The organism is Nocardioides sp. 616 (assembly GCF_002930065.1).
In the GTDB taxonomy this organism is placed as follows: domain Bacteria; phylum Actinomycetota; class Actinomycetes; order Propionibacteriales; family Nocardioidaceae; genus Nocardioides; species Nocardioides houyundeii.
The window spans coordinates 279584-297751 of record NZ_POAG01000019.1 but is presented as its reverse complement, the minus strand read 5'-3'; the positions used below and the strand labels follow the sequence as shown (position 1 = coordinate 297751).

General features: G+C 71.9%; 16 protein-coding genes. 3 read left to right on the top strand and 13 right to left on the bottom strand.

Annotated elements, in window-relative coordinates:
• Nucleotide 1 precedes the first annotated feature (1 nt).
• From murD to mraZ, 9 genes are all read right to left on the bottom strand, one after another.
• Nucleotides 2-1462 (bottom strand): UDP-N-acetylmuramoyl-L-alanine--D-glutamate ligase, encoded by a 1461-nt coding sequence (gene murD / locus C5H89_RS12660; protein ID WP_104107351.1) that lies wholly within the window; start codon nt 1460-1462, stop codon nt 2-4.
• The gene (mraY, locus tag C5H89_RS12655; protein ID WP_104107350.1) at nt 1459-2532 is read right to left on the bottom strand and encodes a phospho-N-acetylmuramoyl-pentapeptide-transferase; all 1074 of its coding nucleotides are present in this window, start codon (nt 2530-2532) and stop codon (nt 1459-1461) included. The genes murD and mraY overlap by 4 nt, the downstream gene beginning before the upstream one ends.
• Entirely contained in the window at nt 2529-3920 is a 1392-nt protein-coding gene (gene murF / locus C5H89_RS12650; protein ID WP_240181843.1) for a UDP-N-acetylmuramoyl-tripeptide--D-alanyl-D-alanine ligase, read from the bottom strand. Before murF ends, mraY begins: the two co-directional genes overlap by 4 nt.
• Nucleotides 3921-3925: 5 nt before the next feature.
• Entirely contained in the window at nt 3926-5389 is a 1464-nt protein-coding gene (locus C5H89_RS12645) for a UDP-N-acetylmuramoyl-L-alanyl-D-glutamate--2,6-diaminopimelate ligase (protein WP_240181859.1), read from the bottom strand.
• Nucleotides 5390-5487: 98 nt separating this feature from the next.
• Complete coding sequence (locus C5H89_RS12640) at nt 5488-7281, bottom strand: penicillin-binding protein 2 (RefSeq protein ID WP_240181842.1); 1794 nt, start codon at nt 7279-7281, stop codon at nt 5488-5490.
• Between the two features lie 143 nt (nt 7282-7424).
• Complete coding sequence (locus C5H89_RS12635) at nt 7425-7934, bottom strand: hypothetical protein (RefSeq protein ID WP_104107346.1); 510 nt, start codon at nt 7932-7934, stop codon at nt 7425-7427.
• The gene (gene rsmH / locus C5H89_RS12630; RefSeq protein WP_104107345.1) at nt 7931-8899 is read right to left on the bottom strand and encodes a 16S rRNA (cytosine(1402)-N(4))-methyltransferase RsmH; all 969 of its coding nucleotides are present in this window, start codon (nt 8897-8899) and stop codon (nt 7931-7933) included. Before rsmH ends, C5H89_RS12635 begins: the two co-directional genes overlap by 4 nt.
• 5 nt (nt 8900-8904) lie before the next feature.
• Entirely contained in the window at nt 8905-9060 is a 156-nt protein-coding gene (locus C5H89_RS18950) for a hypothetical protein (RefSeq protein ID WP_158647940.1), read from the bottom strand.
• A 250-nt stretch (nt 9061-9310) separates the two neighbouring features.
• Nucleotides 9311-9739, bottom strand: coding sequence for a division/cell wall cluster transcriptional repressor MraZ (gene mraZ / locus C5H89_RS12625; protein ID WP_101524164.1), 429 nt, complete (start codon nt 9737-9739; stop codon nt 9311-9313).
• A 366-nt stretch (nt 9740-10105) separates the two neighbouring features.
• On the opposite strand from mraZ, the gene C5H89_RS12620 reads away from it, so the two are divergent.
• Genes C5H89_RS12620 through C5H89_RS12610 form a run of 3 tightly spaced genes read left to right on the top strand, consistent with a single transcriptional unit; the run spans nt 10106 to nt 14710 of the window.
• Nucleotides 10106-11083, top strand: coding sequence for a MoxR family ATPase (locus C5H89_RS12620; RefSeq protein WP_240181841.1), 978 nt, complete (start codon nt 10106-10108; stop codon nt 11081-11083).
• The gene (locus tag C5H89_RS12615) at nt 11076-12353 is read left to right on the top strand and encodes a DUF58 domain-containing protein (RefSeq protein ID WP_104107344.1); all 1278 of its coding nucleotides are present in this window, start codon (nt 11076-11078) and stop codon (nt 12351-12353) included. Before C5H89_RS12620 ends, C5H89_RS12615 begins: the two co-directional genes overlap by 8 nt.
• On the top strand, nt 12350-14710 hold the full coding sequence (locus tag C5H89_RS12610; RefSeq protein WP_104107343.1) for a DUF3488 and transglutaminase-like domain-containing protein: 2361 nt from the start codon (nt 12350-12352) through the stop codon (nt 14708-14710). Before C5H89_RS12615 ends, C5H89_RS12610 begins: the two co-directional genes overlap by 4 nt.
• 31 nt (nt 14711-14741) lie before the next feature.
• On the opposite strand, the gene C5H89_RS12605 is transcribed toward C5H89_RS12610, so the two are convergent.
• The 4 genes from C5H89_RS12605 to C5H89_RS12590 all read right to left on the bottom strand — a co-directional run.
• Nucleotides 14742-15179, bottom strand: a complete 438-nt coding sequence (locus C5H89_RS12605) for a DUF3040 domain-containing protein (RefSeq protein WP_104107342.1) — start codon at nt 15177-15179, stop codon at nt 14742-14744.
• A 161-nt stretch (nt 15180-15340) separates the two neighbouring features.
• On the bottom strand, nt 15341-16516 hold the full coding sequence (dinB, locus tag C5H89_RS12600; RefSeq protein WP_101524161.1) for a DNA polymerase IV: 1176 nt from the start codon (nt 16514-16516) through the stop codon (nt 15341-15343).
• 83 nt (nt 16517-16599) lie between these two features.
• Nucleotides 16600-17307 carry a methyltransferase domain-containing protein gene (locus C5H89_RS12595; protein WP_101524160.1) on the bottom strand — a complete coding sequence of 236 codons (708 nt, stop codon included), beginning with the start codon at nt 17305-17307 and terminating at the stop codon, nt 16600-16602.
• Between the two features lie 31 nt (nt 17308-17338).
• The coding region (locus C5H89_RS12590; protein ID WP_205305003.1) for an OB-fold nucleic acid binding domain-containing protein at nt 17339-18168 on the bottom strand (830 nt) is incomplete at its 5' end.

The following is an 18168-nucleotide window of genomic DNA, read 5'->3' as shown; positions in this document are numbered from 1 at the left end:
GCTAGTCCGTCTCGCCCGCTGCCCTGCGCCGCACCGCTGAGGCGAACGCGTCGCCTCGTGCGCCGTAGTTGGCGAACATGTCCATCGAGGCGCATCCCGGCGCCAGCAGCACGGTGTCTCCCGGACTGGCGAGACCGACTGCGGCGTCGACGACGCGCTCCATGGGATCTCCAGTCTCCCCGTCGCCAATCTCGATGACGGGGACATCTGGCGCGTGTCGCGAAAGGGCGTCGGCGATGACGTGCCGGTCCCGGCCCAGGAGCACGACGCCGCGCAGCCGGCCGCGGACCGAGGAGACCAGGTCGTCGAACCGGGCGCCCTTGGCCAGGCCGCCGGCCACCCACACCACGGAGTCGTAGGCCTGCAGCGAGGACTGGGCTGCGTGCGGGTTGGTGGCCTTGGAGTCGTCGACGTAGCTCACCTCGCGCACGGTCGCGACGTGGGCGATGCGGTGGCCGTCGGGCCGGAAGGCGCGCAGCCCGTCGCGGACTGCGGCCTGGCTCACGCCGTGCGCGCGAGCAAGTGCGGCGGCCGCGAGCGCGTTGGCCACGAAGTGCGGTGCCGGCGACGCCAGGTCGGCGATGGTGCACAGCTCGGCCGCGCTGGAGGCCCGGTCCTCCACGAACGCGCGGTCCGCGAGGATGTCCTCCACCAGCCCGAGCATGCCCACCCCGGGCATCCCGAGGGTGAAGCCGATCGCCCGGGCCCCCTCCACGACGTCGGCCTCCTCCACCAGGCGGCGGGTCCGCTCGTCGGCGACGTTGTAGACGCACGCCCGCTGAGCCTGCGTGTAGATGCGGCCCTTGTCGGCCACGTAGTCGTCGAAGGAGGAGTACCAGTCGAGGTGGTCCTCGGCGACGTTGAGCACCGCGGCGGCCTCGGCGCTCATCGAGGAGGTGTAGTGCAGCTGGAAGCTGGAGAGCTCCACGGCGATCGCGTCGTAGGGCTCGGGGTCCATCACGGCCTCCACGATGGGCCGTCCGACGTTGCCCGCGGCGGTCGACCTGAGTCCCGCCGCGGTGAGGATCGAGTCCAGCATCTGCACGGTCGTGGTCTTGCCGTTGGTGCCGGTGACGGCCAGCCAGGGTGCCGGGTGCTCGGGGTCCCGCAGCCGCCACGCCAGCTCGACCTCGCCCCACACCGGGATGCCGCGGGCCCTCGCCTGGGCGATCAGGGGGGCGTCGGGACGCCAGCCGGGAGAGGTGACGAGCACGTCCACCTCCTCCGGCAGCCGCTCGGTCACGCCCTGGCCCAGGCGTACGTCAGCCCCCAGGACGTTCAGCAGCTCGGCCTTCTCGGCCTTGTCGTCGGAGGTCGCCTCGTCCAGCGCGACCACGCCGGCGCCCAGGTGGTTCAGGCTGTCCGCGGCCGCGAAGCCCGAGACCCCGAAGCCGGCCACGACGGCGCGCACGCCGTCCCAGGAGTCGCGACGTCCCAGGGAGCGGGGATCCTTGCTCGTCATCCGATGCCCGCCACCCATTCGGCGTAGAAGATGCCCAGTCCGGTAGCCACCGCCAGCCCGGTGATGATCCAGAACCGGACCACCACGGTCACCTGCTCCCACCCGAGCATCTCGAAGTGGTGGTGCAGGGGGGCCATCCGGAAGATGCGCCGTCCCTTGGTCGCCTTGAAGTACCCGACCTGAAGGACGACCGAGAGGGTCTCGACCACGAACAGCCCACCGATGATCACCAGCAGCAGCTCGGTCCGGGTCAAGATGGCCAGGCCGGCGAGCGCCCCGCCCAGGGAGAGCGAGCCGGTGTCGCCCATGAAGATCTGGGCCGGCGAGGCGTTCCACCACAGGAAGCCGAAGCAGGCGCCCATGATGGCCGCGGAGACCACCGCCAGGTCGAGCGGGTCGCGCACCTCGTAGCAGGAGCCGGAGGACTGGAGCGCGCACGACTGGTTGTTCTGCCAGATGTTGACCAGCGTGTAGGCGCCGAAGACCATCACGCAGGCACCGGTCGCGAGCCCGTCGAGCCCGTCGGTGAGGTTGACCGCGTTGCTGAAGCCGGTGATGAAGAACCAGATGACCACCAGCAGCAGGATGGTCGGCACCACCCAGGAGTCGAAGTCCCGGATGAAGGAGAGGTGGCGGGAGGCAGGGGTCTCCCCGCGCTCGTCCTCGAGCATCGGGGAGAGCGCGAGCAGGCCGAAGACCAGCGCGATGACGGTCTGGCCGATCATCTTCGCCTTGCTCCGCAGGCCGAGGCTGCGCTGCTTGACGATCTTGATGAAGTCGTCCAGGAAGCCCACCGCGCCCAGTCCCACGAAGAGGAAGAGCAGCAGCAGCGCCGACGCGGTCGGGCTCTGACCGGTGATCAGCTTGGCGAGGAAGTAGGCGACCACCGAGGCACCGATGATCACGATCCCACCCATGGTGGGGGTGCCCCGCTTGGTGTGGTGGGTGGTGGGCCCGTCGTCGCGGATCTCCTGGCCGTAGCCGCGCCGCGACAGCGAGGTGATCGCCACCCGGGTGCCGAGCAGCGAGAAGATGAGCGCCAGTCCGCCCGCGAACAGGATGGCTCTCATCGAGCAGCGTTCCCTTCCAGAAGTCCTTGCGCGACGTGCTCCAACGCAGCACCGCGGGATGCCTTGACCAGGACGACATCGCCCGAGGTCACATTCTCCCGCATCCAGGCCAGTGCCTCGTCCCGAGTTGCGGTGACAATCGCCTCACCACGCCAGTCCGGATCGCTCCTGGCCCCGTCGGCGACCTGCTCGGCCGCGGAGCCGACCGTGACCAGCACGTCGATCTGGGCCGCGGCCAGGAACTGCCCGAGCCCACGGTGCGCCGCCGGCGACCCCTCGCCGAGCTCGAGCATCTCCCCCAGCACGGCGAAGGTGCGCCGCCCGCCGGCGCGCCCGATGTGGCCCAGGGTGTCCAGGGCAGCCATCGTCGACTCCGGGTTGGCGTTGTAGGCGTCGTTGATCACCAGCAGACCGTCGGCGCGCCGGGCCGGCTCCATCCGCCAGCGCGACTCCGCCCGGGCTCGGGTGAGGCCGTCTGCCACGAGGTCGAGGTCGAGGCCCGCGGCCAGCGCCATGGCGGCTGCGGCGGCGGCGTTCTCCACCTGGTGGGCACCGAGCTGCGCCAGGTGCACCGGCGCCCATGACCCGGCGTACCCGAGCTGGAAGGCCGGTCGGCCCAGCTCGTCGGTGGCGACGTCGCGCCACGACACGTCCCCCGACGGTCCGAAGGTCACCACCCGGGCCGCGGTGCGGCCGGCCATCGCGGCGGTCAGGGGGTCGGAGGCGTTGAGGACCGCCGCGCCGCCGGGCGGCAGGGCCTCGACGATCTCGCCCTTGGCCTGGGCGATGGCCTCCCGACTACCGAACTCCCCCAGGTGGGCGGTCCCGACGTTGAGCACCGCCCCGACCCGGGGCGGCGCGACAGCGCAGAGCCGGGCGATGTGCCCGATGCCCCGGGCACCCATCTCCACGACCAGGAAGGAGGTCTCCGGCGTGGCGCGCAGCACCGTGAGCGGGACGCCGAGCTCGTTGTTGAAGTTGCCGGCCGTGGCCACGCACGGGCCGGCGGCCGCCAGCACCTGGGCCAGGTAGTCCTTGGTGCCGGTCTTGCCCTGCGAGCCGGTCAGGGCGAGCACGATGAGACCGGGCAGGGAGTCGACCACGTGCCGGGCCAGCAGGCCCAGCGCAGCGAGCGGGTCCTCGACCAGGACGCCGGGCACGCCGCACTCGCGGGTGCCCAGGAACGCCGCAGCGCCCTGCGCGACCGCAGCCGCCGCGAAGTCGTGGCCATCGGCCCGCTCGCCCTCGATCGCCACGAAGAGCCCGCCCGGTAGCACCTGCCGACTGTCCACGAAGGCGGCCTCGGTGACGGTCGGCGGAGCTTCGCTCGCCCCGTCCACTCCGGTGACGGTCCCCGAGACGACCTCGGCGACCTCGTCCAGGCTCATGGGAATCACAGTGCGTCCAGCTCCTCACGGGCCACGGTGCGGTCGTCGAAGGGGTGCACCCGGTCGCCGACCTCCTGCCCGGTCTCGTGGCCCTTGCCGGCCACGAGCACGATGTCACCGGGACGGGCCCGACGTACGGCGTCGCGGATGGCCAGGCGTCGGTCGCCGATCTCGACGACCTCGGCCCGGGAGCCCGGGGCGATGCCGGACAGCACCGCGGCCCGGATCGCCGCAGGCTCCTCGCTCCGGGGGTTGTCGTCGGTCACCACGACCACGTCGGCGAGCCGGGCGGCGATCTCCCCCATCAACGGTCGCTTGCCCGCGTCCCGGTCGCCGCCGGCCCCCAGGACCACGATCAGTCGACCGGCCGTCAACGGCCGGAGGGTGCGCAGCGTGGCCTCGACGGCGTCCGGCTTGTGGGCGTAGTCCACGATGACCGCGAACTCCTGGCCGGCCTCGATGCCCTCCAGCCGCCCGGGGACCCCGGCACCCGCGGCGATACCGGCCGCGACCGCGGCGGCGTCGAACCCGGCCTCGGCCGCGGAGGCGATGGCGGCCAGGGCGTTGGCGACGTTGAAGTCGCCGGCCAGGGGCACGCCCGCGGCACACGACTGACCGTCGGGCCCGAGCACGGTGAAGGTGGACCCGGTCGCCGTCGCGCGGACGTCCACCGCCCGCCAGTGCGCGACGTCGCTCCCGGAGGCCGAGAACGAGCGCATCGGGATCGTCGCGGAGTCCAGCAGCCGGCGTCCGTAGGCGTCGTCGAGGTTCACCAGCCCGCGCCGGGCGCGCTCGGGGGTGAAGAGCGAGGCCTTGGCGGCGAAGTACTCCTCGACGCTCGCGTGGAAGTCGAGGTGGTCGCGTCCCAGGTTGAGGAAGGTCGCCACGTCGAAGACCACGCCGTCGACCCGGCCCATGACCAGGGCATGGCTGGAGACCTCCATCGCGCACACCCGCACCTCCCGCTCGCGCATGAGAGCGAACAGGGCGTGCAGGTCAGGGGCCTCCGGGGTGGTCAGGGTGGTCGGCACGTCCACTCCGGCGATCCTGGTGCCGACGGTGCCCACCGCCGCGGCCCGCACCCCGGCTGCCTGCAGTCCCGACTCCGCCAGCCGGGTGGTGGTGGTCTTGCCCTGGGTCCCGGTGACCCCGATCATCGCCAGGGCGGTCGCCGGGTCGCCGTACAGGTGGGCGGAAAGCGGGCCGAGCAAGGCCCGGATCCTCTGCACCACCACGGTGGGCACCCCGGGCGGCAGCAGGGCGGCCCCCTCGGGGTCGGTGAGCACCGCGACCGCGCCGGACTCCAGGGCGGCCCCGGCGTACGCCGCGCCGTGCACGCGGGCACCTGGGAGCGCGACGTACAGGTCGCCGGGGAGCACCCGTTGGGAGCTCAGGGTCAGGCCGGTGACCAGGGTGCGCGGCTCGCCGTGCAGCAGCGGGACGGCGTGCGTCCCGAGCCAGTCCGCGATGTCGGCCAGGCTGCTCGCGGGCGGGCGCTCAGGCCTCGTCGCCGAGACCGTCCGCTCGTTCTTCACGCCCGGGAGACTATCTGCGGCGAGCCTCCAGGTCACCATTCAACCGGCAGGCGCGAGGGCTTGGTGCCCGTGGGCGGGACCCCGTAGCGCGAGAGTGCGTAGCCCATGATCCGGGAGAACACCGGACCGGCGACCGAGCCACCGCCACCGTCGACCTCCGGCGCGTGGATCACCACGTAGACGGTGAACCGAGGGTCGTCGGCGGGGGCGAAACCGCCGAAGCTGAGGGAGAAGGAGCCGTCGTAGCAGCCGCAGTCCCCGTCGACCCGCTGGGCGGTGCCGGTCTTGCCGGCGACCCGGTAGCCGGGCACCTGCGCCCGAGGGGCCACGCCGACCTCGGGATCCACCACGCGCTCCATCATCTGGGCCGTCTGCCGGGCAGCCCGCTTGCTGACCACCCGGGCACGGGTGGCGACCTCGGTTCCCACCTCGGTGCCGTCGTCGGTGGTGGCCCGGCCCCGGATCAGGCTGGGACTGACGCGGACCCCGCCGTTGGCCACGGTGTTCACCGCCGCGGTCATCTGGAGCGCGTTGACCGAGAGCGACTGCCCGAAGGCGACGCGGTCCTTGGTCTGGGAGGTCATCACCTCGCCCGGAGTCAGGATGCCGCGGGTCTCGCCCCGCACGCCGACCCCGGTGGGCTCCCCCAGGCCGAACTTGGACAGGTAGCCGGTGAGCTCCGCGGGAGAGAACTGGTCGGCGGCCAGCACCGTCCCGATGTTGGAGGACTTCGCGATGACCCCGGCCATCGTGAGCTTGATGATGTCGTGGTCGAACCAGTCGTTGATGGTGCGGTCCTGCCGCGCCAGACTGGAGGGGATCTTGATCTTGGTGCGTGCGGTGACCTTGCCGGCGTCGACCAGGGACGCCACGGTCAGCACCTTCTCCACCGACCCGGGCTCGAACGGCTCGCTCAGCGCCCGGGACCCGAGATCCTCCTCGGGGCTCTCCTGCGGGGAGTTCGCGTCGAACGTGGGCACGTCGGCCAGCGCCAGCACCTCGCCGGTGCGCGAGTCCATCACGATGGCGGCACCGGACTTCGCCCGGTAGTCCTCCACCGTCTGGGCCAGGGCCTTGGTGACGAACCACTGCAGGTCCTGGTCGAGGGTGGTCTGAAGGGGCTGACCGTCCATCGCCTCGGTGATCGAGTTCTCCGCGAGAGGCACTCGGTAGCCGCCCCTGCCCTGGGTGTAGCGGGCACGCCCGTCGGTGCCCGAGAGCTGGGCGTCGAAGGTGCGCTCGAACCCGCCCAGCGGCTCGTCGGTGCCCATGAAGCCGACCAGGTTGGCCGCCACCTCGCCCGCCGGGTAGTTGCGGACCGGGTCCTCGTGGGTGGTGACGCCCTGGTAGCCGGCCTGCTTGAGCTTGTCGATGACGCCCTCGGCCTTGGTGGCGGGCACGCGCCGGTCCAGGTACTCGAAGCGGCTGCCCTCCTCACGCAGGCTCTCCAGCGCCTTGAAGTAGTCCAGGCCGAGCTCGCTGGACAGGATCGTCGCGATCTCCGGGGCGTCCGCAGCGGTCATCAGGGGATCGGCCACCACCATCTTGCCAGTGACCGAGGCGGCCAGCGGCACGCCGTTGCGGTCCAGGATGTCCCCGCGCGCCGCGGGCAGCGTCAGGTCCACGACCCCCTCGGCCGCTGCCATCTGGGCGTACGACTTGGGGTCGATGCCCTGGAGCTGCACCAGGCGGGCGCCGAAGAGCGAGAGCACCATCGCGATGAGGACGAACCCGAACCGCAGGCGCACCATCGGTGACCCGCGGCGGCCCTCCCTGGCCTCGGAGCCTCTGCCACGCCGCAGCTGCGGACGGCCGGTGGTGGTCAAGGGTGGGCTCCGTTTCGGTTCGGGACTCCTGGCGGTGTCGTACTCATTGATACCTGTCCGGACGGGCGCTTCGGCTCAGGTCACTTGCGTGTCGGCGCTTCGGCGCTCCACCTGGGCCGGACGCGTCAAGGGGTCCGAGCGGCTCACGGAGTGGTCTGGGCAGCCCCGGCTTCGGCAGGGACCTGGACCACGGTGACCTCCGGTCGGAGCTCGGGCGGCAGCGCCTTCGGGCGGGGCGCCAGGCGCATGCCGTTCTCCCGCGTGGCAGGGACGGGGGTGCCCACGATCTCGCCGTCCAGCTTCAGGAATGCCGGTGCGGCCGGGATGACCATCCCCATCCGCTGGGCGGCCAGGGCGACCCGCTGGGGGTCGCGCAGGTCATCGAGCTCCATCTTCAGCGACTCCTCGTGCGCTGCCATGGTCGCGGCCTGCGCCTCGAGCCGGTTGGCGGTGAACGCCGCCTGCTGCATGGAGGTGTTGAAGAGCAGGAGTCCCACGACCCCGGTCAGCAGGATCATCGAGACCAGGAAGACGAAGGGCACCCGGGGAGCCTTGGAACGCACCCGGGGCACGACGTTGAGGCGCGACCGGGTGACGGCCGCCTCGCCGATCGCGGCGACACGGGAGCGGATCTGGACTGCGGGGCTGCTCATGATCGGTGCGCTCCTCGGGCTGGCAGGACTCGTTCGACGGCTCGCAACCTCACGGAGGCAGCTCGGGGGTTCTCAGCGATCTCGTGCTCGTCAGCGACCTCGGCACCGCGGGTGACCATCCGCATGGTCGGCTCGTGGCCCTCGGGGATGAAGGGCAGGCCCTCGGGCACGTCGAGGCGGGTGAGCGCGGTGAAGGCGTGCTTGACCATCCGGTCCTCCAGCGAGTGGTACGCCTCCACCACGACGCGGCCACCGACGGAGATCACCGACAGCGCGGCCGGCAGCGCGTCCCGCAGCGCACCGAGCTCGTCGTTGACCTCCATCCGGAGTGCCTGGAAGGTGCGCTTGGCGGGGTGTCCCCCGGTACGCCGTGCGGGCGCGGGGATCTCGGCGTAGAGCAGCTCGACCAGCCGACCCGAGCGGGTGAACGGCTCGCGCTCGCGCTCACGCACGACCGCGCCGGCGATCTTGCGGGCGAACTTCTCCTCGCCGTACTCGCGCAGCACCCGGGTCAGCTCCTGGGCGGAGTAGGTGTTGAGGACCTCCGCGGCGGTGATGCCCGTCGTCCCGTCCATCCTCATGTCCAGCGGCGCGTCCTCGGCGTAGGCGAACCCCCGCTCGCGGACGTCCAGCTGCATGGAGGAGACCCCGAGGTCGAAGAGCACGGCGTCGACCGAGTTCAGCCCCTGCTCCGCCACCACGTCCGCGATCTCGTCGTAGACCGCGTGCACGGGAGTGAACCGATCGCCGAACCCGGCGAGCCTGGACGAGGCCAGCTCCAGCGCCTGGGGGTCGCGGTCGATGCCGATCACCCGGACGTGGTCGAAACGCTGCAGGACCGCCTCGCTGTGGCCGCCCAGGCCCAGCGTGCAGTCCACCAGCACGGCACCGTCACGCTCCAGCGCGGGTGCCAGCAGGGCGACGACCCGGTCGAGCATGACCGGGACGTGAGATGCGCGGCTCATCTGCCCTACTTGCCCAGGGACGTGAGGATGAGCAGCGCCAGGGCCAGCGCGGCGGAGGCGCCGGCGGAGAAGGTCATCACGGCCAGCACCTCGCGCGCCTGGTCCCGGACGCGACGCGGACGTGCCGCCCGCCCCGTGACAGTTGCGGAAACGCTGTCCATAGATCTCGACCCATCTGTCGTGGCTGCTGGTGCGGGGAGTGCGGTGCCGGCGGTCGGCGGTACGTGCCGGCGGCGGCTGCGTGCGACGTAGTGGTCAGGTCCCTGCCCGCTCCCGCGGTGGGAAGGTCCTCTGGTGCCGGGGAAGTGACCCCAGATGACCCGCATGGAGCGGGCTCGAGACCTGGCCCTACGTCGTTGGTGAAGTTGTGGTGCTGCCGACCTGCTGGTGCTGCGGTGCTGCTGGGTCCGGCTAGATGCCGGGGAAGACCTCGTCGCTGAGCTCGGAGAAGACCTGCTCCTGCTCCTCGCTGTAGCTGGCCCAGGAGGCGGGGTCCCAGATCTCGATCCGGTTCATCGAGCCGATCACGATCACGTCCTTGCTCAGCGACGCGTAGTCGCGGAGCACCTGCGGGATCGAGATGCGGCCCTGCTTGTCCGGAACCTCCTGGCTGGCGGCCGCGAACAGCATGCGGACGTAGTCCCGGGTGCCCTTGTTGGTCACCGGCGCCTGGGCCAGGCGTTCGGTGAGCCGACCGAAGTCCTCCAGTGACCACACCGTCAAGCAGCGTTCCTGCCCTCGGGTCACCACAAGTCCTTCCGCCAGCTGATCTCTGAACTTCGCGGGGAGGAAGAGCCGACCTTTGTCATCCAGCTTGGGCGTGTAGGTGCCGAAGAACATCCGGCACCCCCCACGTTGTCGACCCCTCCACCACTTTCCCCCACATTACCCCACTTCCCTCCACCGTCAATCACCTTTCCCCCGATTCCGCCCCAAATCCAGGTAGGGACTCCGGGTCTCGCCCTCTCGCGCCGTCAGCGTCCTGGGTGTCTCGTCGCGCTAAAACCGCAGGTCAGCGCCGTGTGGTGGAGCGCGGACCAGCGAGATCCGGCCCGGGTGGAGCGCGGGTGGAGCAGGGAGCGCACGCGGTGGTGCGGAGTGGAGCAAAGCGGCGGGCGCCACGGGGGGCGCGACAGCGATCCCTCGACTAACGTGGATCACTCACACGACGTCGCGCCCGGGCGTCGGGACGAGGGGAAGACAACAGTGAGCGTGCCGATCGCCGTGGGAGCCGATCTAGACACCCTGAACCGGGTCACCGGTCGGGTGCGCGAGAACATCGAGCGGGTGATCGAGGGCAAGCCGGACGTGGTCTCGACCGCACTGATGGTGCTGCTCGCCGAGGGTCACCTCCTCATCGAGGACGTTCCCGGGGTGGGCAAGACGATGCTCAGCAAGGCGCTGGCGCGCAGCATCGACTGCACGGTGCGTCGCATCCAGTTCACCCCGGACCTGCTGCCCTCCGACGTCACCGGCGTCTCGATCTTCAACCAGGACACCCGCGAGTTCGAGTTCCGCCCCGGCGGGGTGTTCGCCAACATCGTGGTCGGTGACGAGATCAACCGCGCCTCCCCCAAGACCCAGTCCGCCCTGCTGGAGTGCATGGAGGAGCGGCAGGTCACCGTGGACACCACGACGTACCAGCTGGAGTCGCCGTTCATGGTGGTGGCCACCCAGAACCCCATCGAGATGGAGGGCACCTACGCCCTGCCCGAGGCCCAGCGGGACCGCTTCATGGCCCGGGTCTCGGTCGGGTACCCCGTCGAGGCGGCCGAGCTGGCGATGCTCACCTCGCACACCAGCGCCAGTCCGCTGGACGACCTCGAGCCCGTCACCGACGCCGCGGAGATCCGCAAGCTGATCGGCATCGTCGCCCAGGTGCACGTCTCAGAGCCCGTCCAGCGGTACGCCGTGGCGCTCGCGACCGCCACCAGGTCCTCCCGCGAGCTCAACCTGGGCGCGTCCCCACGCGCCACCCTGCACCTGGTGCGAGCCGCGAAGGCGGTCGCGGCGATGTCGGGTCGGGACTACGTCCTGCCCGACGACGTCCACCGGCTGGCCGTGCCGGTGCTCTCCCACCGGCTGCTCACCAACGTGGAGGCCGCCATGAGCGGCCGCACCAGCAGGGACGTCCTCAACTCCATCCTGGACAGCGTCCGCGTCCCGGACTCCGGTCGTGCGTGAGGCCCTCGCCTCGCTGACGGTCCGGGGCCGGGCCTTCCTCGCCGGCGGCCTGATGGCGGTGGTGTGCGCGATCCTGTTGGACCAGCAGGGCCTGGTCCGGGTCGGAGCTCTGGTGGTCGCGCTGCCGCTGCTGTGCGCGGCCTTCCTGGGACGCTCCCACTTCCGGCTCGCCCTGGAGCGCGAGGTGACCCCCCGCCTGGTCGCGGCCGGTCAGCCTGCCCGGGTCACGCTCACGCTGACCAACGAGGGGCGCGCGCCCACCGGGGTGCTGCTGCTGGAGGACCAGGTCCCCTACGCCCTGGGCGCACGACCACGGTTCGTGCTCGAGGGCATCGGACAGGGCTGGCGCCGTCAGGTGACCTACCAGCTGCGGGCCGACCTCCGGGGCCACTACGAGATCGGCCCGATGACGATCCGGATCACCGACCCGTTCGGCCTCGTCGAGCTGGGCCGGGCCTTCCACACCAGCGCTCCACTGACCATCACCCCGCGCACGGTCCCGTTGCCCGACATCGGGCTCGGCGGCGCGTGGACCGGCTCGGGTGACAACCGGCCACGCTCGTTCGCCACCGGCAGCGCCGAGGACGTGACCGTGCGCGAGTACCGCCAAGGTGACGACCTGCGGCGGGTCCACTGGCGCAGCTCGGCCCGGCTGGGCGAGCTGATGGTACGACGCGAGGAGCAGCCCTGGCAGTCCCGGGCCACCGTGGTGCTGGACAACCGCGACGGCTCCCACCGCGGCAAAGGTGCCGCCTCGTCACTGGAGGAGGCGGTCACCGCGGCCGCCTCGATCGCGGTCCACCTGACCCGCCGTGGATTCATGGTGCGACTGGTCACGGCGGCCGGGGAGGAACCCACCACCGCCTGGCACTTCCGTGACCCCGAGGCCAACACGGGGCCCCTCCTGGAGGCCCTGTCCGTGGTCGACCTCGACCGCCGCCCCTCGATGGACACCTCCTGGCTCGGAGAGGCCGGCCAGGGCGGGGTGCTGGTCATGGTGAGCGGCGCCCTGACCAGCCACGACCGCGGCTACCTCAACCGGTTGCAGCACCAGGGCAGCGCGCCAATGGCGATCGCGCTGGACGTGGACGCCTGGGCGCCCGGCCGCACCCGCACCAGCCCTCCGGCCGCCGCTCTGCTGTCCGCCGCCGGTTGGCGAACCGCCCAGCTGGGACCAGGCGGCCGTCTCGACGCCGCGTGGCAGGAGCTGGGGCGTGCCGCGGTGCGGACGCATGGACGGGATCGTCGCGACGTCCGGGCCACGCCATGACGCGGGTGCCTTCGTTCGGTCGCGAGCTCCTGCTCTCCGCGGTGGCCGCCGTCACCGTGTGGGCGGCGATGCTCGGCTGGTCCCCGCTGACCGAAGCACCGGGCTCCTTCCTCGACCCGCTCATCTGGTGCGCGGTGGTGGTGGCGGTCTCCGGCGCGGCGCTGCGTCACGCCCGGGTTTCGGGAGCGGCAGCCGTCCCGGTCCAGGTGCTCCTGGCGGGGCTCTGCGTCCTGTGGGCGGTCACCGGCTCCCCCGTGCCCACTCCGGGCGGGATCGGCGAGCTGCTCGCCGGGTTGGACCAGGCGGTCACCTCGGCCCACCGCTATCCCTCCCCCGTGCCCCGCGACGTCCCCGGCGTCTGGCCGCTCTTCCTGCTCGTCGGCGCGTCGTCCATGGTGGTCGTCGACGTGGTGGCGGTGCGACTGGGGCGCGCCGCCGGGTGCGGCCTGCTGCTGATGGCGCTCTACAGCATCCCGGTCAGCCTGCTGGTCGCAGGCGTGGCCTGGTGGGTGTTCGTGCTGGTCGCGACCGGCTTCCTGACCCTGCTGTTCCTGCAGCAGGACGGTCTCGTCTCGCGCTGGGGACGGGGCGTGCCCGGAGGCCGTGAGGACGAGGTGGGCCAGGCCCTGCTCGGGACCCGGACGGGCAGGGCCCGGTCCTCGGCCCTCGCCCTCGGCGCCGGCAGCACCGCACTGGCTGTCGCGCTGCCCGTCCTCGTGCCGACACTGGGGCTCGACGTGTGGAACGGTCCCGGGCAGGGCCAGAGCGGCGACGGCATCTCGGTGGCCAACCCGTTGGTCGATCTGCGACGGGACCTCCAGCGGGGCAACGACGTCCCGCTGCTCCAGGTCCAGAGCACCGGGAAGCGGCCGACGTACGTCCGGCTCTCGGTGCTCAACCGCTTCAGCGGCGAGGAGTGGAGCAGCGGCGACCGCACCGTGCCGCCCAGCCAGCAGGCCGACGGCGACCTTCCGAGCCTGGTGGGGGTCGACCGGCGGCTGGACCGCGACGAGACCACCTACACGTTCGCTGCCACCAACGGCCTGGAGTCTCGCTGGCTGCCCACCATGCCCCAGACCTCGCAGATCACCGCGGAGGGCGACTGGCGCTACGACCGCTCGACGATGGACTTCATCGCCGGCGACGACGACCTCACCACCGCCGGGCTCACCTGGCAGCTCCGGGGCGTGGACCTGGAGTACGACGCGCAGAGCCTGGACGACGCCGGTTCCGGGGTCTCCCAGATCGGGGCCGACCTGGTCCAAGTGCCAGCCAACCTGCCCGGTGTCGTCCGCTCGCTGGCGGAGTCGGTCGCGGGCGGCGAGACCACACGCTTCCGTCAGGCCCGTGCCCTGCAGGAGTGGTTCCGCACCGAGTTCACCTACAGCCTGGACCGGGTCGACTCGGTGGGCAACAACGAGCTCGTCGCCTTCCTCTCCCCGGAGGGGCGGACCGGCTACTGCGAGCAGTTCGCCGCCTCCATGGCCGTGATGGCACGAGTCCTCGACATCCCGGCCCGGGTGGCGGTGGGCTTCCTGGAGCCGACCGAGATCTCCCCCTCGGTCTGGGAGTTCTCCTCGGACGACCTGCACGCCTGGCCGGAGCTCTTCTTCCCCGGATCGGGGTGGGTGCGCTTCGAGCCCACCCCTGGCTCGCGGGCTGCCGGGACGCCGGGCTACACGGTCGCCGACCTCCCCGAGATCGAGGAGACCGTGCGTCCGGCGCCCCGAGCCGGCGAGGGCCTGATCAGCAGGGCACCGCGCGAGCAGCGTCAGGAGGAGACGCTGGAGCAGTCGGGATCCCAGGAGGCCTCGGCCTTCCCGTGGCGCCGTCTGGTGGGCACGGTGCTGGCGCTGCTGGTGGTGGTCGGGCTGGCCCTGACCCCGGCGCTGGTGCGGCGCCGGAGGCGCCGGGCGAGGCTGCACGCCGGGGACATCGAGTCGCTGTGGGCGGAGCTGGCCGACCACGTGGTCGACCTCGGTCGGCAGTGGCCGGCGGGGCGCTCTCCCCAGGCGGCCGCCGACGCGGTCTCGCAGTGGTTCGGGGCACCCGGGGACGATGCGCGTCCCCGGCTCGGGCCGGACCAGGACCCGCGGGCCAAGTCCGCGCTCCGTCGACTGGTCACAGCACTGGAGCGCTCCCGCTACGGGCGTCCTGGAGTCGCGCCGGACCGGGTGCCCGGATGGCTGGAGGACCTGCAGACGTGCACTCGCGCACTGTCGGCCGGCGCCGGGAAGGGGCGACGGGCGATGGCGACCTGGTGGCCGACCTCGGTGCTGCGCCAGGTCGTGACCGGTCGCGCCGAGGCAGAGCCGGTGGTGACCAGCCGCGCTGGACTGGCAGACCACCTCAGCTGAGGTCGGGCCTCGGGCTCAGGGCGGGCGGTGCTCAGTAGCCGCCGGAGTCACGACGGCGACGCCAGCGTGCCTCCATGCGCTCGGTGAAGGAGCCGGAGGGCTTGGCGGTGCCGCCGGAACGGCGGCGCTTGCGGCCACCGTCGACCACGCTGAAGCCCTGGCGGGTCTCCCGGAAGGGGGCGGACGGAGCGGCGGCGGTCTGCGGTGTTCGCAACGAGGTCACCGCGATCGTGGCGGAGGCCAGCATGATCACGAAGCCGACCACGCCCACGACGGGCAGCGGGACGATGACACCCGTCATCAGGATGGCGACTCCAAGCGCGAAGACGAGGCCGGCGACGACGGCTCGTCGTCGCGCAGCACGCTGGAACGCGGTGCCCCGCAGGGTGTGCGCGAACTTGGGGTCCTCTTCGACGAGAGCGCGCTCCATCTGCTCGAGCAGTCGCAACTCCTCTTCCGAGAGCGGCACGATTCCTCCCGAAACTATGATGTGCGGCACATCCGCTTCCCCAAGTCTAGGCAGCGGTCTGGTGACACGGTAGTCGCTACGACAAATTGATCAGGCATCGGTTCGCCGTTTGCCCCGACGTCGGGACCGTGGGTCTGGACCGTGGCTGAGCACCCGCGGCGTCAGGCCAGCAGGCTGGCCGGCCGGACCGCGCTGGCCCCGAACCTCCGGGTTGCCGCATCCACAGCCCGGTCCGCCTCCGCCCATCCACGGTCGCGCTCCCCCAGCACGAGCTGTCGCTGCACCTCCTCGCGAGGCAGCAGACCCTCCACCCGCACCCCGACCAGCCGCAGCCGGGCGCGCTGCAGACCCAACGCCTCGAAGAGACGGACCGCCGCTCGGTAGACCTCCACCGAGACGTCGGTGGCCTCGGGAAGAGTGCGAGAACGGGTGATCGTGGTGAAGTCGGCGAACCTGATCCGCACCGTCACCGTGCGACCGGCCACCCCCGCGGTCCGCATCCGCCCGGCCACCTTGGTCGAGAGTCGGAGCAGCTCACGCAGGATCACCTCCCGGTCATCGGTGTCGCGCGCGAACGTCTCGTCCGCGCCCATGGAGCGATCCGGCTCGTCCGGCCCGCGCCGCGGCGTGACCGCCCGCTGGTCCACTCCCCAGGCCAGGTCGTGCAGATGGGCTCCGACTCCGGGCCCCAGCGCCCGCTGGAGCGTCCGGACCGGGGTGTGGGCCAGGTCGCCGACCCGGTAGAGACCCAGGCGGTGGAGCTGGGCACGGGTCTTCTCCCCCACTCCCCACAGCTCGCCCACGTCCAGGGGGTGCAGGAACGAGGTCACCTCCTCGGGTGGGACCACGACCACCCCGTCGGGCTTGGCACGCCGGCTGGCCATCTTGGCGATGGTCGGCGAGGCGGCCACCCCCACCGAGCAGGTGATGCCCTGCTCGTCGTGGATGGCGGCCCGCAGCTGCTCGGCGATCTCGACCGGTCCTCCCAGCCGCAGCGCCGATCCCGAGACATCGAGGAAGGCCTCGTCCAGGGAGAGCACCTCGACGAGCGGGGTGATCCGGCGGAAGTTCTCCATGATCGCCGCTGAGACGGCGCCGAAGGTCTCGAAGTCGGGCGGTATCACCACCGCGTCCGGACACATCCTCCGAGCCCTGGTCATCGGCAGTGCCGAGCGGACGCCGTACTGGCGAGCCAGGTAGTTGGCCGAGAGCACCACTCCTCGACCACCGCCGCCCACGATGACGGGGACCTCCCGCAGGTCAGGGCGCTCCCGGGTGGCCACGGAGGCGTAGAAGGCATCCATGTCGACGTGGAGCACCGGAGTCGCCTCAGCCATCGGTGCACCCCCGTGACCGGGTCGACCGCACCGGGTGCGACGACCGGACGGCCTGGCCTTGCGGCCGACGACGGCCGCGCGGCTCAGCGGGTCGCGAGCACGTGCAGCTGGGCCGCGAGGGGGAGGTACTCCGGACGGTCGCTGACGGCCCGCTCCAGCTCCACCAGGGCAGCAGTGGCTCCGGGTTCGAGGTCGAGCAGTGACCCGGGCACCAGGTCGGCGAAGACCCGGACCGCGTGGACCTGGTGGGTCGCCAGCCCTGCGTCGGCCAGCAGCACCGAGACCTCCTCGGCGGTGAACCGGTGACCCGACCGCCCGACGTCGATGTTGTCGAGCAGGTCCCGGGCCTGCTGGAAGTGGCCCGCCATCGCCCGCGCGAGGACAGCCGCGTGACGTTGGGCGACGAGGAGGCTGAGGGTGCCGCCGGGCCGCAGCACCTCGACGATGGTGGCCAGGGCGGCAGCAGGGTCATCGACCACCTCGAGCACCCCGTGGCACAGCACGAGATCCACGCTGGCCGGCGCGGCGACCTGGAGCAACGTGGAGAGCTCGCCCTGGCGGCCGGTGACACCGACGCCCGCCTCGCGGGCACGGCGATCCAGCGAAGCGAGCGCGTCGGGACTGGGGTCGACCACCGTGACCCGGTGTCCCAGCTCAGCGACCCGCACCGCAAAGCCACCGGTGCCTCCACCGATGTCGAGGATCTCCTGGGGAGGACCGGCGAGCATCGGCTCCAAGGCCTCCCACACGACTGAGGTCCGGGCGGCGCTGCGTCGTTCGCTCGCTGACATGGAAGACACCCTAGGGCGTGGGTCCAGCGGGTCATCCTGGGCTCCCGGGGCTGCGGTGCCACAGGTTGCGGGAAGGGGGAGTCGTCCGATCCGGATCCTCCCGGCCCGACAGCGACCTGCTCAGACCGCTGGCGCTCGAGGCTTCCTCGCCGGCAGGCCGGACGTCGGCGTACGGCGACATCTTGAAACCGCTGCTGTGCACCAGCACCCGCCGCGTGCCGGGCTCGACCCATCCGGGCGCCGGGCGCTCCATCAGCGCACGCACCGCGGCCAGGCCCTCCTCCGGGGAGTCGGCCGCCTCCCAGACGGCGAGAAGATCCGGCAGCGGCCAGGCGCCGGTGGCCCGCACGGAGACTCCCCGATGGCCGGTGCGCCGCAGCTCGCCCCGCACGAGGAGCAGCCACGACGCGAACACCGTGGCCGCGTAGGCGCCCTGGGCGTCCTCGAAGAAGGTCGCGTCCACGGGGCCGGTGGAGTCGTCGAGGGTCAGGAAGACCACTCGGCGTCCCGAACGGATCGGCGGGGTCTGGGTCGCCACCTTCACCCCGGCCACCAGCACCTCTCCCCGACTCCGTCCGGAGAGCAGCTCGTTGCTCCTGGTCACTCCCAGGGCCTGGAGCAGCCCGGCGTACTCGTCGACCACGTGGCGGCTGACGTCGAGCCCCAGGATCTCCAGCTCCGCCCCCATCCGCTCTGCGGTGGTGAGCTCGGGGAGACCAGCCGCAGCCGCCTCGGAGGGCTCGTCCCCCAGCTCCAGCGCCATCTGGACCGACTCCACGGGTCGGTCCCTCGACGGGGCGCGCGACTGGGCAGCAGCCTGCTCCCAGATCCCGTCCCGGGTGACCGGGTCGCTGCTGTTGC